The 14,731-nt window shown below is 75.7% G+C and carries 6 protein-coding genes and 1 pseudogene; 2 read left to right on the forward strand and 5 right to left on the reverse strand.

The annotated features are described in order from the left end of the window. Positions 1-1,042, forward strand: a 1,042-nt coding sequence (locus ACMA1D_RS28655; protein WP_414726898.1) for a hypothetical protein, incomplete at its 5' end; no start/stop codon positions are given. A gap of 188 nt (positions 1,043-1,230) precedes the next feature. On the opposite strand, the gene ACMA1D_RS28660 is transcribed toward ACMA1D_RS28655, so the two are convergent. Next, on the reverse strand, positions 1,231-3,432 hold the full coding sequence (locus tag ACMA1D_RS28660; RefSeq protein WP_414726923.1) for a DUF6350 family protein: 2,202 nt from the start codon (positions 3,430-3,432) through the stop codon (positions 1,231-1,233). A gap of 1,493 nt (positions 3,433-4,925) precedes the next feature. Between ACMA1D_RS28660 and ACMA1D_RS28665 the strand changes: the two genes are divergently transcribed. Beyond that, a complete protein-coding gene (locus ACMA1D_RS28665; RefSeq protein WP_414726899.1) occupies positions 4,926-6,422 on the forward strand; it encodes a hypothetical protein in 1,497 nt (498 codons plus the stop codon). Positions 6,423-6,812: 390 nt separating this feature from the next. On the opposite strand, the gene sucD is transcribed toward ACMA1D_RS28665, so the two are convergent. The 4 genes and pseudogenes from sucD to ACMA1D_RS28685 all read right to left on the reverse strand — a co-directional run. Further along, a complete protein-coding gene (gene sucD, locus ACMA1D_RS28670) occupies positions 6,813-7,697 on the reverse strand; it encodes a succinate--CoA ligase subunit alpha (protein ID WP_277321760.1) in 885 nt (294 codons plus the stop codon). 21 nt (positions 7,698-7,718) lie between these two features. Continuing rightward, a complete protein-coding gene (gene sucC, locus ACMA1D_RS28675) occupies positions 7,719-8,891 on the reverse strand; it encodes an ADP-forming succinate--CoA ligase subunit beta (RefSeq protein WP_414726900.1) in 1,173 nt (390 codons plus the stop codon). Positions 8,892-10,099: 1,208 nt separating this feature from the next. Further along, positions 10,100-11,008 (reverse strand): VWA domain-containing protein, encoded by a 909-nt coding sequence (locus ACMA1D_RS28680; RefSeq protein ID WP_414726924.1) that lies wholly within the window; start codon positions 11,006-11,008, stop codon positions 10,100-10,102. A 471-nt stretch (positions 11,009-11,479) separates the two neighbouring features. Then, a pseudogene (locus ACMA1D_RS28685) lies at positions 11,480-14,512 on the reverse strand (DUF5682 family protein); the annotation flags it as partial. Between the last annotated feature and the right edge of the window lie 219 nt (positions 14,513-14,731).

Below are 14,731 nucleotides of genomic sequence, written 5' to 3' on the forward strand. Positions count from 1 at the left end.
GCAGCCGCCGGCGTGGCCCGCGCCGCCCCAGGCACCCGGTGGCGCGAGTGCCACCGGCGGGGGCGGCGGGCAGCGCGGCCGGCGCGGCCCCGACCGCTGGGCCCGCTGGGGCCCGGCCGCCGGCCAGCAGGGCGGCGAGGGCCAGCAGGGCGCCGGGCAACAGCCCACCTGGGGCCCCGGGCCGACCGGCCAGGGCGGCCAGGGCAGCCAGCAGCCGGGGCAGGGCACGGGCCACGGCCAGGGCGGCGGCCAGACATGGGGCCAGGGCGCCGGGTCCGGCGACCAGGGGCAAGGGCAGGGCCAGGGCCAAGGGTGGGGCCAGGGCCAAGGGTGGGGCCAGGGCGCCGGGCCCAGCGGCCAAGGCCAGGGTCAGGGCCAGGGTCAGGGCCAGCAGCCAGGCCAGGCGCCGGGTGACGAGGGGCAGCCGCCGGCCTGGGGCAGCCAGTGGAGCAACCAGCAGCCGGGCCGCAGCAACGGCGGCGGCTTCGGCGCGGGCCCCGGCGGCGGCCGTCCCGGCAACCAGCGCGGCCAGAACGGCAACGGCCAGCGCGGCAACGGCGGCAACGGCGGCCGGTCCCGCTGGGACCCGACCGACCCCGCCCAGCGCCGCGCCCGCTACGCGCTGCTCGCCGGCATGTGGGCGTTCTTCTTCGCCCTGTTCAGCCTGCGCGAGGTGGCGCTGCTGCTCGGCGCGCTGGCCGTGTACTGGGGCATCAGCGGCCTGCGGGCCAAGCAGCGCAGGGCGGAGCCGGAGCGTACGGGCCCGGCCGTGGACGCCCCGCCGCCCGCACCGGACGCCACCGCGACGCCGCTGCCCGCGCCGCGTAACGGCACCAGCACCCGACAGCACTCGACGGCGGCCATCAGCGGCCTGGTCACCGGCGGCATCGCGCTGGCCATCGTGCTCGCGACGTACACCGCCCAACTGGTCTACAGCGACTTCTACGAGTGCGCGGACGACTCACTGACCAAGTCCGCCCGCCAGTCCTGCGACCGTCACCTCCCCGAACCGCTCCGCCCCCTCCTCGACGAGGAGAGCTGAGCGGGACGCTGAAGATCGGGACGGTGGTTCACGATCCACCGCAGCCGTGGGGGCTGGTCGAATCTCGACCAGCCCCCACGGGTTTGCGGCCTCGTGGGGCTGTGCGGGCGCACAGCCCGCAACGGCCAGCGATCAGCCCTCGACAGGCAGCAGGCGACAGGCACTAGGCAGCAGGCAGCAGGCAGCGATCAGGGAGAGCGCGGCGCGGGCGGCTCGGTTCGCGGGGCCGTCGGCGTGCCCTGTGGGGCGTTCGGGTCCCGTGGGGCGCCGGAGGCGGCGGATGGGTCCAGCGGTGTGCCGGAGGCCGCCGGCGGGTCCGGTCGTACGCCGTGTGTCGCGAGCGGGTCGGGCTCGAAGTCGGGGGCGAGGCCGCCCGACGACTGTTTGAGGGCGGACCAGCGCGCCCGGCGGGCCGCGGTGGCGTGCCAGGCGTCGTGCGCGGTGGCCGCGCGCCGGGCCCGCCGGGTGAGCCCCCAGCGTCGGCCGGTCCCGGGCCCGCCCGCGGCCCGGTTGCCCCCGGGCAGCAGCCGACGCCAACCGGCCGGCGCGGCGGGCACAACGGACGCCGTCGGCATGGCAGGCCAGGAACCGGCCGCACGGCCCGTACCCGAAGCACCGCCCGCACCACCCACACCAGCCGAGCCACCCACACCGGCCGACGCTGCCGCATCCGGCGCTGCCCCGTCTGCCGCGCGCCGGTCATCGGCCGCGCCCGCCCGGTTGTGCCACCAGCGCACGAGCAGCGCGGTCGGCACGCCGCACGCCGCCGTCCAGGTCAGCGCAGCAAGGCCGGCCCACCACGGATCAGGCCCGAACTCCGCCAGCGCCCCCGTCCCCAGCGGCCCGCCGGACATCCGCGCCACCAGGGCCATCGCCAGGCCACAGCCGATCGCGGCGAGACCGGCCGCGGCGGCGGTCTGCTGCCAGTCCCACGCCGGCCCGTCGTCCGGGCGGTGCCGCGACCCCGCGGCACCGGCGACCTTGCGGCCCAGCACCACCCCGGCGACGAGCGGCACCGCACCTGCGGCCGTCCACAGCAGCGGCCCGCCGCGCCCCGCATCGGGCAGCGCGGCGAGCAGCGGGAAGTGCGGCAGGACCGGGTACGCGGTCGTCTCGATCGGGCCCACCAGGCTGCCGGCGCCCACCGTGAACCCCGTGCCCAGGCCGTACGCGGCACCCCACACCATCGCGTTCGGGAAGAGCGCCAGACAGAGCGAGAGCACCCCGAACCGCCCCGGCCAGTCGTGCGCCAGCAGCGGGAACGCGTCCTCGACGGCGCCGCCGTGCGCCGCCAGCGAGGCCGCCACCAGCACCCCGCCGCCGGCGACCAACCAGACCGTGGCCCACCCGGCGGCCCGCGCCGCGGCCAGCACCAGCGGCAGGGGCAGAAGGCGCCGCACCGCGCCCGGCACCAGGGCGAGTACCCGGCGCGCCGCGGCCGGCAGCGGCCAGCGCGGCCGGCCGCTGGCCGTCCACGCCCCCGCCGTCACGGCCGCCACCACCAGCAGCGGCACCCGTACCAGGGTGCTGAGCGGGTCGACGGGCAGCGCACCGGAGTTGGCGTACACCATCGCCACCGCGCTGACCAGCAGATATCCGGCGACCACCAGGCCCACCGCGGACCGCACCACGGCCGGCTGCACCACCGCCGGCGTCTGGTCGCCGGCAGCGTGCCCGGTGGCGGGACCGGGCGGGGCGGCCGGGCCGCGGCGCCCGGGCGGCACGGCGCCGGCCCCCGCGCCCCCGTCCACACCACCGGCGGCCCGTCTGCCGCCCGCGCTGCCGCGGGCCGTGCCAGCCGCTGGGTACGCGCCCGGCCGAGCCGCCCCGGGCAGGTCGGCGTACGACGGGTCCGCGTACGAGGGGTCCGCGTACGACGGATCTGGGTACGGGCGCTCCGCGTAGCGCGCGTGAGTCGCGCGGCGGTCCGTTGACGGGGCGTCGGCCAGTGGGGTGTCGGCTGACGGGGTGCCGGTCGGCGACTGGTCGGGGTCAGCGGAGGCCACGTGTTCCCACCGCCCGGGCTGTCGGACCTCGGCCTCCGGGTCCTCCATCGCATGGCGCCCGGCGCGGTAGAGCAACCAGCACGGCACGGCCGTGAGCAGCAGCGGAGTGAGGCCGATCGGGGTCTGGCCGCCGGTCACCCCGTGGGTGCGGACCAGCTCGGCCCCGTGCGCGAGCAGCCACAGGCCGGCGACGACCCGGAGCGCGCCACCGGGGCCGCTGTCCGGGAAGGGTGAGGTGACCCAGAGCAGCAGGACGACGACGGCGAGCGTGCCGAGCCCGAGCCCGGCGGCCACGACGCCGCTCATGAGCGCGTGCCCGGCGGCGGGCGAATGCCTGGTCGTGGCGCCGTCCCGGACGGACGGCGACGGGCTGAACTCGCTCATGTGGGTCACGCACCCATGCTGCCAATAACACCCGTTTTGTCCCCGTAGCAGGCACATGGTCGCCGTGTCGCCCAAGATATCCGTATGCGCCTTTTGGGACTCTTCGCACGCATTCGATCACCCCGGGCTGCCATCGCCGACGTGGGACGCCGCCCATGAAACGCCGTCGCACCCACGCGCCTGACACCGCGTCGAACGCCCCCCGCCCCGCGCCGCCCACCCCGTCGGACGCGCCCGCGCCCCGCCCGTCGAACACGAAGTCGTCACGGCAGGCGGCGCCGCACCCGCCGGCGCAGTCGGCATCCCGCGCGCCGGCGCGACCGCCAGCACCCTCGTCGTCCAAGCCACCCCAGTCGCCCCCGGCACGGCCGTCGTCGGCACACGGCGCGCAGCCGGCGCGCGAGGCCGAGCGCGACCCGGGGCAGCGCGCCGCGCGGGGTGGGAGCGGCAAGCGGAGCGAGGGCGGCAAGCGGCGTACGGGCGCGACAACTGGCGTACGGGTACGGATATCGACCCACCAGGCGCGCTCCACCGCACCCCACGCCATCCCCCAGGCCACCACCGCCACGAACAGCCCCACCAACACCACCCGTCCAGCCACTCCACACCCCACCCCGCCGCCCCCTCCAGCAACCACGGAGGGCAGCACGGAGCACAGCACAGAGGGCAGCACGGAGGGCACCGACGCGGCCCCCACCCGGGCGACCACGGGGCACGCCGAACCCCCCGGCGCGAAGCCCCCCGCGACAACCGCCGGGCACCCCGGGGCGATCGACCCCGCCGACACCACTGGCCCCGCCGCCCCCACCGGCCCGCCAGGCCCCGAGCCGGCCACCGGGCCCGCCGGCAAACAGCCCACCACCGGGCCCCACCCCGGCCCCAAGGCCCGCACCAGGGGCAGCAGCCGACGAGGCACCCGGGGCCGCAAGAAGCCCGATGCGAACCCAGCCGCGGACTCCCGTACGGACTCGGCCGCTCGTACGGGCTCGGCCCCGGACGCGGGTACGGGCAGGGGAACGGGCGCGAGCGCCAGGACGAGTTCGGGCACCACCCCAGCCGCCGACAGCCGTACGAGCGCGAACGCGAACGCGAATGGGGGCGCCACCCCGAAGACAACCGCAGACGCGCACGCAGGCTCGGACGCGCGTACGAGCTCGGGCACCACCCCAGCCACGGCCTCCCGCACGGGCGCGACCGCGAACGCGAACGCGAACGCGAATAAGGGCGCCGCCCCGAAGGCAGCAGCGGAGACGGATGCAGGCTCGGGCGCCGCCTCGGCTTCGGCCCCGACCCCGGTCCCCGCCCTGGACACCACCAGCCCTTCCGGGCCCACCGACGCCTCCCCCACCGCCCCGTCAGGCCCCGGCGCCACCGCCGCCCCTGACGCCGCACCACGCTCCGACGCCGTCGCCCGCCACTCCGATGGCGCAGCAGCCACCTCCCGGGGGCCGGCCGAGGCGCCGGCCGCCGACACCGATCACGCACGGGGCGGCGTGTCGGACACTGGCCCCGAGTTCGACCCCGGGCGCGCCGCCCCGGCCGACCCCGCCGCCGCGTTCGACGCCCTGTACTCCCGGCACGCCACCGCCCTGGCCCGGCAGGCGTACCTCCTCACCGGCAGCCCCCAACTCGCAGAAGAATCCGTGGAGTTCGCTTTCCAGCGGGCCTGGCAGCACTGGCCCGAGGTCGCCATCGACAGCGATCCGGTGGGCTGGGTACGGGCCGTGGTGTACGAGTTCGCGCTCTCGCCCTGGCACCAGTTCCGGCCGGAGCGCAAGCGGCCGGCGACACCCGACACGCCCGGCCCGGCGCACCCCACCCAGCGCCCCGGCGACACCGCACCACCGAGCGCAGCCGTACGCCCCGACCAGACCCCCCGGACCCACGCCACTCCACCACCACCCCAGCGCCCGACGAACACCGAGAACACCACGGGCACCCCAGACGCCACGCGCCCCCAGAGCACCCCGGGCTCCCCGGGCTCCCCGGGCTCCCCGGGCTCCCCGGGCTCCCCGGAACACGTGACCACCGGTCAGCCGGTCGCCGTCCCCGCCCCTGACGCGGCGGAACGCACCACGCGGAGCCGCTGGCCACGCCGCGGCCGGGCACGGCGGCGCGGCCGGACGAATGACCGTACGCGCACCTCCGCCTCCACCGGCCACGACGCCACCCCCAGCACCACCACCAGCCCCACCACGACCGCCGGCACCACCACCAGCGCCACAGGCGCCAACTGCACCGCCCCGGGCCCTGCCGACGGTTCGCGGTCGGCCACCAGCCGTTCCGATCGCCGTCCAGGGCCCCGCCGCGGGCGGCGTCCGAGCGGGCGCCCCGCTCCACAGGCGCGCAGGTGGGAGGCGGTGCGGCGGGTCGTGCGGCGAGTCGCCGTGGAGACCGGGCCCGGCGCCGTGACCACGCGTGATCCGGCGCTGCTGAACGCGCTGCTTCGGCTGCCGCGCTCGTACCGGCGCACCCTGTTGCTCCACGACGGTGTCGGGCTCGGCCTGCCCGCGACGGCGGCCGAGACCGAGGCGAGCACACCGGCCACCGCCGGCCGGCTCGCCCACGCCCGCGAGGAGTTGCTCAGGCACCTGCCGGAGCTGCGGCGGGTGCCGCCCGACCGGCTCGGCGCGGTCCTGCACCACCGGCTCGGCGCGCTCGCGGTGGCCCAGCCGGTCCGTACCCGAGCCGCCGAACTCGTCCGCAGCGGCAGCGAACGCACAACGAAGGTGCTGGTCAGGGGGTCGCTCGGGTTCACCGCGCTGATCACCGCCTGTACGGTGCTCTCCCTGTTGACCTCGTCGGCGGCCGACCGGCCGATCTTCAGCCCCGCCCGCCCCGTATCGACCGCACCGGTCACTCCGACCGCCACCCCGCCGGACGCCCGCGCGCCCGCCCCCGCAGCCTCCCCCGCTCCCGCGCCCCCGGCGCACACCACTCCCACACCCGGGCCCGAACCGACCTCGCTCACCCCGGCGCCCATGCCGTAACCGCGCCCCCCCGCACACCACCGCCGGGGCGCGGCCGGCGCGAGCGCTCCGGCCGGCCGCCCCGAAGCCGCCGACCACCCGAGACCGCCGGACGTCCTGGACCGGGCGGCGCGCGCCACACCCGCACCACCCGTACGGCGCCACGGAGCCCGGGGGCGGCACGACAACGGGCGCGGACCCGCACTCGTGAGTGCGGACCCGCGCCCGTAGCGCTGTCCACGCGACGGCTCGGCGGAGCGTGCCCCGCCGGGCCGTCAGGCCGTGTGGGTGGCGGTCAACCGCATCGGTCGACCGCCGTGGGCCGGCAGAACCAGCAGGTCAGCGGGGGAGGACGGCCGCCGGGCGGCCGTTCCCGAGTGACCTTGCCGGTCTACCGGAGCCCGTGCCGGTTCAGCCGGCGAGCACCTCGCGGGCCAGCCGGGCGGTCTCGGACGGCGTCTTGCCGACCTTGACGCCCGCGGCCTCCAGGGCCTCCTTCTTGGCCTGCGCCGTGCCGGAGGAGCCGGAGACGATGGCGCCGGCGTGGCCCATGGTCTTGCCCTCGGGCGCGGTGAAGCCCGCCACGTAGCCGACGACCGGCTTGGTGACGTTGGCCTTGATGAAGTCCGCGGCCCGCTCCTCGGCGTCGCCACCGATCTCGCCGATCATGACGATCAGGTCGGTGTCGGGGTCGGCCTCGAACGCGGCGAGCGCGTCGATGTGCGTGGTGCCGATGATCGGGTCACCACCGATGCCGACGCAGGACGAGAAGCCGATGTCGCGCAGCTCGTACATCATCTGGTACGTCAGCGTGCCCGACTTCGACACCAGGCCGATGCGGCCCGGCTTGGTGATGTCGGCCGGGATGATGCCGGCGTTCGACTGACCGGGGGTGATCAGACCCGGGCAGTTCGGGCCGATGATGCGCGTCTTGTTGCCCTTGCTGCCCGCGTACGCCCAGAAGTTGGCGGTGTCGTGGACGGCGATGCCCTCGGTGATCACGACGGCCAGCGGGATCTCGGCGTCGATCGCCTCGATGACCGCGTCCTTGGTGAACTTCTCCGGGACGAAGATGACGGTGACGTCGGCGCCGGTGGCCTCGATGGCCTCCTTGACGCCGCCGAACACCGGCACCTCGGTGCCGTCGAAGTCAACGGTGGTGCCCGCCTTGCGCGGGTTCACGCCACCGACGATGTTCGTGCCCGAGGCAAGCATCCGCTTGGTGTGCTTCTGGCCCTCGGAGCCGGTCATCCCCTGGACGATGACCTTGCTTTCCTTGGTGAGGAAGATAGCCATGGTTACTGGTGACCTCGTCCCTTACTTCGCAGCCAGCTCGGCGGCGCGCTCAGCGGCACCGTCCATGGTGTCCACCTGCTGCACCAGCGGGTGGTTCGCGTCCGTCAGGATCTTGCGACCCAGCTCCGCGTTGTTGCCGTCCAGGCGCACGACCAGCGGCTTGGAGACGTCCTCGCCCTTGGTCTTGAGCAGTTCGAGGGCCTGCACGATGCCGTTGGCGACCGCGTCACACGCGGTGATGCCACCGAAGACGTTGACGAAGACGGACTTCACGTCCGGGTCGCCGAGGATGATCTCCAGGCCGTTGGCCATGACCTCGGCCGAGGCGCCGCCGCCGATGTCGAGGAAGTTGGCGGGCTTCACGTTGCCGTGGTTCTCACCCGCGTACGCGACGACGTCCAGCGTGCTCATGACGAGACCCGCGCCGTTGCCGATGATGCCGACCTGGCCGTCGAGCTTGACGTAGTTCAGGCCCTTGGCCTTGGCCGCCGCCTCCAGCGGGTTGGCCGCGTCCTTGTCCTCAAGCGCCGCGTGGTCGGGCTGGCGGAATTCGGCGTTGGCGTCGAGCGACACCTTGCCGTCCAGCGCGATGATCTTGCCGTCACCGGTCTTGACCAGCGGGTTCACCTCAACGAGGAGGGCGTCTTCCGCGATGAAGACCTTCCACAGCGTCTTCAGGACCTCGGCGACCTGGTCGGCGAGCTCGGCCGGGAACTTCGCCGCGGCGACGATCTCGCGGGCCTTCTCGTCGGTCACGCCCTCGATCGCGTCCACCGGGACCTTGGCGAGCGCATCGGGGTTCTGCTCCGCGACGACCTCGATCTCCACGCCGCCCTCGACGGAGGCCATGGCGAGGAAGGTGCGGTTGGTGCGGTCGAGAAGGAAGGAGACGTAGTACTCCTCCGCGATGTCCGCGGTCTCGGCCAGCATGACCTTGTGGACCGTGTGGCCCTTGATGTCCATGCCCAGGATCTGGGTGGCCTTCTCCACGGCGTCGGCCGGGTCGGCGGCGAGCTTCACGCCACCGGCCTTACCGCGTCCACCCACCTTCACCTGCGCCTTGACGACGGCCCGGCCGCCAAGACGCTCGGTCACCTCGCGCGCCGCCTCAGGCGTGTCGATGACTTCACCGGCCAGCACCGGTACACCGTGCTTGGCGAAGAGGTCCCTCGCCTGGTACTCGAACAGGTCCACGCGCGTCCGTCCCTTTGCTTCTCAAATACACCGGCGGTCTGAAGTGATCGCGGTTCTTGTCTGCGCGGGCGTGCCGCGAAGGGCAGCGTGACGACGCGGTCACCAAGGTCGCTACAGGGTCGCTACGAGGTTGTACGCGTCAGCCGGGTACGCGGCATGTCCGCCTGGCAGGTTATCCCCGCAACACGGAGCTCCCTAAATCTCAGATCACACTTGGGCGGTGATAACAGTCACAGATCGCTACGGATGGGTGACCTCTACACCCGGTGACCACCCACTCGGCCGATGTGGCCCTCGACCAGCCCGATGACCTTTTGATGCCAGGCGCGAACCGTTCACGCCACCGAAACCCTCACCACCCGCCAGCGCCCCCATCCAGACAGACACCAGCCCCGCGACACCCGAATAGCGGGCGGCGGGACGGCGGCATGCCGTCGGGTGGCGGCGCGTCTTCGGACCGCGGTGTGTCCTCGTACGGCGGTCCGTTTTTCGCGCGACGGTCCGTCTTCGCGCGGGGCGCCATTTACGGGGACTTTCGTACGGGGCGCTTTTGTGCGGGGGCTTTGTGCCGGAGGGCCTCGTACGGGTGCCTTCGTACGGTGCGCTTTTGCAAGGGGTGCCTTCGTCGAGGTTTTCCCGTGCGTAGGGCGGGGGCGGAGCCGCGGGTGAGGCGGGGGGCCGCGGTGAGCGGGCCGGGGGCCGCGGTGGGTGGGGCGGGGGCCGTGGGCCGGACCGGCCCCCCGTTCCGGTCCGGCCGTCACTGGCGGCTCGGGTCCCCACGCTCGGCCGGGCGGGTGCCGCGGCTTCCGGGTGGGTCGCCGAGTGGTGGCCGGAGAGCGCGGGCCTGGCGGAGCCCGCGCTCTCCGGCGGTCTGAGGGGCGACGCCCACCGGCGGCCGGTGCCGATCGACAGGCCCGGGCGTGCCGGGGCCGCCCCGACCCGACCCTTCCGGGCCCGGTCGCCGCCGCGTCCCCCGGAGGCCGCTCCCGCCTCCCGGTCCGGTCGGCCGTCATCCACGCCCGCCGCCCGGAGCGGGGCGGGCCGGCGCCGGGAGGATCGGGCGGGAACCAGCGGCGGTGAACGGGTCAGACGAAGGGACACGGCAGGCGAGGAGAGGGGTCACCCCAGGGGTCGAGGGAGTGAACGTCTCGGTGCGGGGCGATCCTTGCACGCTGCACAGGGGGCCGCGCAAGCCCCGGGTCGTGGAGTTAGTGCGCTGACTCGCCATCTGGTATGGGCAGTTGACGTCGCTCTATTGCCGCGGCCATGACGTCGGGGAACAGATCGGGAGTGCAGGCAAATGCCGGCGCACCGAGCGCGGCGAGCGCCCCCGCGTGCTCCCGGTCATACGAGGGCGCGCCCTCGTCGGACAGTGCGAGCAGCGCGACGAACTGCACCCCGGCCGCCTTCATCGCCGCCACCCGGCCGAGCATCTCGTCCCGTATGCCGCCTTCGTAGAGATCGCTGATCAGCACGACGATGGTGTCGGCCGGCCGGGTGATCTGTGACTGGCAGTACGCCAGGGCGCGGTTGATGTCCGTACCGCCGCCGAGTTGGGTGCCGAAGAGGACGTCCACCGGGTCGTCGAGCTGTTCGGTGAGGTCCACGACGGAGGTGTCGAAGACCACCAGCCGGGTGGCCAGGGAGCGCATCGAGGCGAGCACCGCGCCGAACACCGAGGCGTAGACGACCGATGCGGCCATCGAGCCCGACTGGTCGATGCAGAGGATGACGTCCTTCTTGGTCCCGCGCGCGGCCCGCCCGTACCCGATCAGCCGCTCCGGGACCACCGTGCCGTACTCCGGCAGGTAGTTCTTGAGGTTGGCGCGGATCGTGCGGTTCCAGTCGATGTCCTGGTGGCGGGGGCGGCTGATGCGCGCGGAGCGGTCGAGCGCGCCGTGCAACGTGGCGCGGGTCCGGGTCGCCAGCCGCTTCTCCAACTCTTCGACCACCTTGCGGACCACGGCGCGCGCCGTCTCCTTGGTCGTCTCGGGCATCGCCTGGTTGAGCGAGAGCAGCGTGCCCACCAGGTGCACGTCGGCCTCCACGGCCTCCAGCATCTCCGGTTCGAGCAGCAGCGCCGACAGGCCGAGCCGGTCGATCGCGTCGCGCTGCATGACCTGGACGACCGAGGTGGGGAAGTACGTACGGATGTCGCCGAGCCAGCGGGCCACGCGCGGGGCGGAGTCGCCGAGGCCGGCCGAGCGCTGGCCGCCGGGCGAGCCCTTGCCCCGCTCGCCGGGGCCCGGCCCGTCGCCCCCGTAGAGCGCTTCGAGCGTGCGGTCTATCGCCGCGTCCCGGCCGCTCAACACGCAACCGGTGCCGTCGGAGCGGTCCCCACCGCCGAGCACGAGCCGCCACCGCCGCAGCCGCTCGGCGTCCGGCACCCGCACCGCGGCCGGGGTGGTGGGGTCGGCTGGGGTGTCGGGTTCCGCCAGGTCAGCGGGGGTGGCTCGGGTGGTGGTGTCGGCCAGGTCCGCGGGGGTGGCCGGGGTGGTGGGGGCGTCCCGTTCGACGCGTACGGTCGCATTGGCGGTGGTGGGGACGGTCGTGGCGGCGGTCCGGGGCGTGGTCGGGGCTGGCGGGGTCAGGCCGAGGAGGGCCCAGAGGGTCGGCAGGACGGCGCGGGCCCGGACGGGGTCGGGGTCGGCCGCGAAGCCGGCCGTGGCGGACCCGGCGGCAGAGGCGCCGGCGTGGGGCCCGCCGTCGGGGCCGCGGCGCACGAGTTCGCCCAGCGTGCGGCGGACTCCCTCCTCGTACTCGGCGAACGTCCTGCGCAGCAGCGGCAGGACGTCCGTGAACGACTCCGCCGGCACGCCGCACAGCCAGCCGTCGACCAGGGCGAGCAGCCGCTCGTCATGGACCAGCAACATGCCGCCGCCCGCGCCACCGATGAAGCCCTCGATCCAGGCGGCAGCCGCCACCGGGGCGGTGCCCGGTGACAGCGCGAGGCCCATCAGCCGGGCCGCGTCACCCGGGGTCAACCGCCCGTCGTCCAGGAGCAGTCGGGCGGCCCGGCCGCGCACCAGGCCCGGCGTGCCGTCCCGCTCGGCCAGCACCCGCAGCACGCCGGCCCAGCGCGCCCGCAACCCGGGGTCGACCGCACGCCCCGTACTCGCCGTACGCGCCGGGTCGTCCGGTCGCTCGTCACCGGCCGCGGCTTGGGCGGTGGTGTCCTGGGCGGCCGGGTCGGTGGCTGCGGAGGTCGCTCCGGCTTCCGGACCGGCGGCTTCGGCTTCGGTGCCAGTGTCGTTGTCGGTGCCGGGCGCCGGGGCGGAGGGTGTTGCTACGGGCCCCCCGGCCGGGGCCGCGGCGCGGGTCTCGGCCAGCAGGCCGATCGCGCGGTGGGCGGCGTCCACGTGGCCGCGCATCTCGGCCGCACCGTCCGCGTCCAGGCCCACGCACGCGGGCGGCAGGCCCACGCAGACCCGCTCCGCCAGGCCCGCCGCGACCTCGCCGAGCGCCCCCGCGTCCGTACCGCGCACGTCGCCGTAGCGCACCGACCGCACCAGCGCCGGCAGCGCCTGGGCGAGGTGGCCCACGTCCGCGTCGAGCGCGGCGCGGTCCGCGAGCACCCGCATGACCACCGGAAGCGCGTCGGGCAGCCCGGCGAGCAGGCAGCGCTCGGCCAGCTCCGTGACGTCGCCGAGGGCGCGCGCGTCGACGGCCAGCGCCTCGGCCCGCGCGGTCGCCGCGGTGTGCACCGTGGTGCCCCAGATGCCGGCCTCGGCCACCCGCACGGCCAACTCGGGCTCCCACACGAGGCGCCAGGTCTCGCGGAAGGTGCCGGTGCCCGTGCGGGTACCGCGGGCCGGCACCCCCCAGTCGATGCCGAGCAGCGCCAACCGGTGGAGCAGCACGCTGCGTTCGGCGTCCGTCTCCTTGCGCAGGTCGAGTTCCAGCTCGCGTTCGACGGCGGACGGCTTGAGCCGCAGCGCGCGCTGCGCGCGGGCGAGGTCGCGCTGGAGCGGCGTGGCCGGGGCCGAGTCGGGCACCTCGCCGATGTCGTCGCCGACCACCAGCCGCTCGTGGACGAGGGCGAGCGGCACGTCCGAACCCTCGCAGAGCACGGACCTGATGGCGTCCGTGGTCTCGGTGAGCCCGGCGAGCGGGCGGCCCCGCAGCACGGCGAGGGTGTCCGCGAGCCGCACCGCCTCGATGACGTGGGCCGTCGACACCGGGTAGTCCTCCTCGCGCAGCAGGCCGGCGACCTTCGTCAACCAGCGCTCCACCGGGCGGTCGGGGGCCCGGAACAGGTGCCCGTACCAGCCGGGCGAGGTGATGCCCGCGCCGTACCCGCTGCGCCGGGAGAGCCTGCGGTGCGTCCACGGCACCCAGCTCAGCTCGGTCTTGACCTTCGGCAGGCCGCGCAGCAGACCGCGGTCGGCCGCCACCGTGGCCTTGGCGGTGAGCGCCGGTACGTGCCAGGCGCCGCAGACGACGGCGACCTCGTCCCCGAACTCGCGGCGGGCCTCGCGCAGCCGCAGCCGCATGTGTGCCTCGCGCACCGCGTCCCGGTCGGGCGCGGGCTGTTCGTCGGAGGCGGCGGGCCCTGCCGGCTGCTCGGCGGCGTCGGGGCCGTAGGCGGTGCGCAGGGCGGCCATCGCCTCGCCGATGGCCGCGAACGGGGCCAGCACGCGGGCGCGGTCGGCGGCGCTGGCCGTCGCGTGCCCGTCGTGCCCGTCGTCGCCGCGGGCCACCGCCTGGAGGAACGCGTTGCTCAGGGCGTCGACGGTGTCGGGGGCGCTGGCCGGGGCCGCGCCGCGCGCGGGGCGGTCGTCCGGGCCGCCGCGGTGTTCCACGACGTCCTCCCACCAGCGCTCCGGGTCGTCGTAGCCGGCGGCGTCGGCGAGGGCCGCCAGCGGGTCGATCCGTACGGTCGCGGGGCCGGCCGGCGCGTCTTTGCCGTCCTGGTCTGCGTCCTGCCCCGCCTCCGGTCCGGCGTCCTCCGGGCGGCTCGGCCCGTCCGGGCCCGGCGCGCGGGCCGGGCGCTGCGGCTCGGTGTCGGTGAGCGCCAGCGTGTGGGCCGCGGGCAGGTCGATGAAGCGGACCGGTACGTCGTGGTCAAGCGCCCACCGGATCGCCACCCACTCCGGGGAGAACTCCGCGAACGGCCAGAAGGCGGCCCGGCCCGGCTCGTTCGCCACGTGCGCGAGGAGCGCGACCGGGGGGCGCAGGTCGGGGTCGGCGGCGAGCGGCAGCAGCGCGTCGCCCTCCGGCGGGCCCTCGATCAGCACCGCCTTGGGGGCGCAGTGGTCGAGCGCGGTCCGCACGGCGCGGGCCGAGCCGGGGCCGTGGTGTCGGATGCCGAGCAGGTACGGGCCCTCCGTGGCGACGGGGGTCGCCGCCCCGTCATCGGCCACTACGCGCGCGGCGCGCGCGATCCCCGCAGCCGCCGCTGCCACCGCGACCGCGGCCCGCTCGTCCGCGACGCCCGCCACGGCCGGCGCCGCGCCCCCCTTCGACGCCGAGCCCTGCGCTGTCGAACCTCGCGCCGCCGTGCCCCGCCCTGTTGCGCCGTCCGCCGCCGCGCCCGCGGCCGTACGACTCGTCGCCGCCGCACTGCTACTCGCTGCCGCGCCGCTGATCGTTGCCGTACTGCTCGTCGCCAGCGTGCTCATCACCACGCTGCCGGTCATCGCGCTGATGGTCATCTCGCTGCCCAGCACCGCACGGCCCGCCACGGGGCGGTTCGCAACCGTACGACCCGTCGCCGCGCTGTCCGGCGCCACCGCGGGCCGTCCGGCCAGGGCTTCGCCCGCCGGCCGCCCGCCGTGCCCCTCGGCGCCCGTCCCGCGCCCCGTCGTCACCACGTCGCCCCCCGGTGCCACCGTCGCAGC

Source organism: Streptomyces sp. 796.1, from assembly GCF_047525675.1.
Classification (GTDB): Bacteria; Actinomycetota; Actinomycetes; order Streptomycetales; family Streptomycetaceae; genus Streptomyces.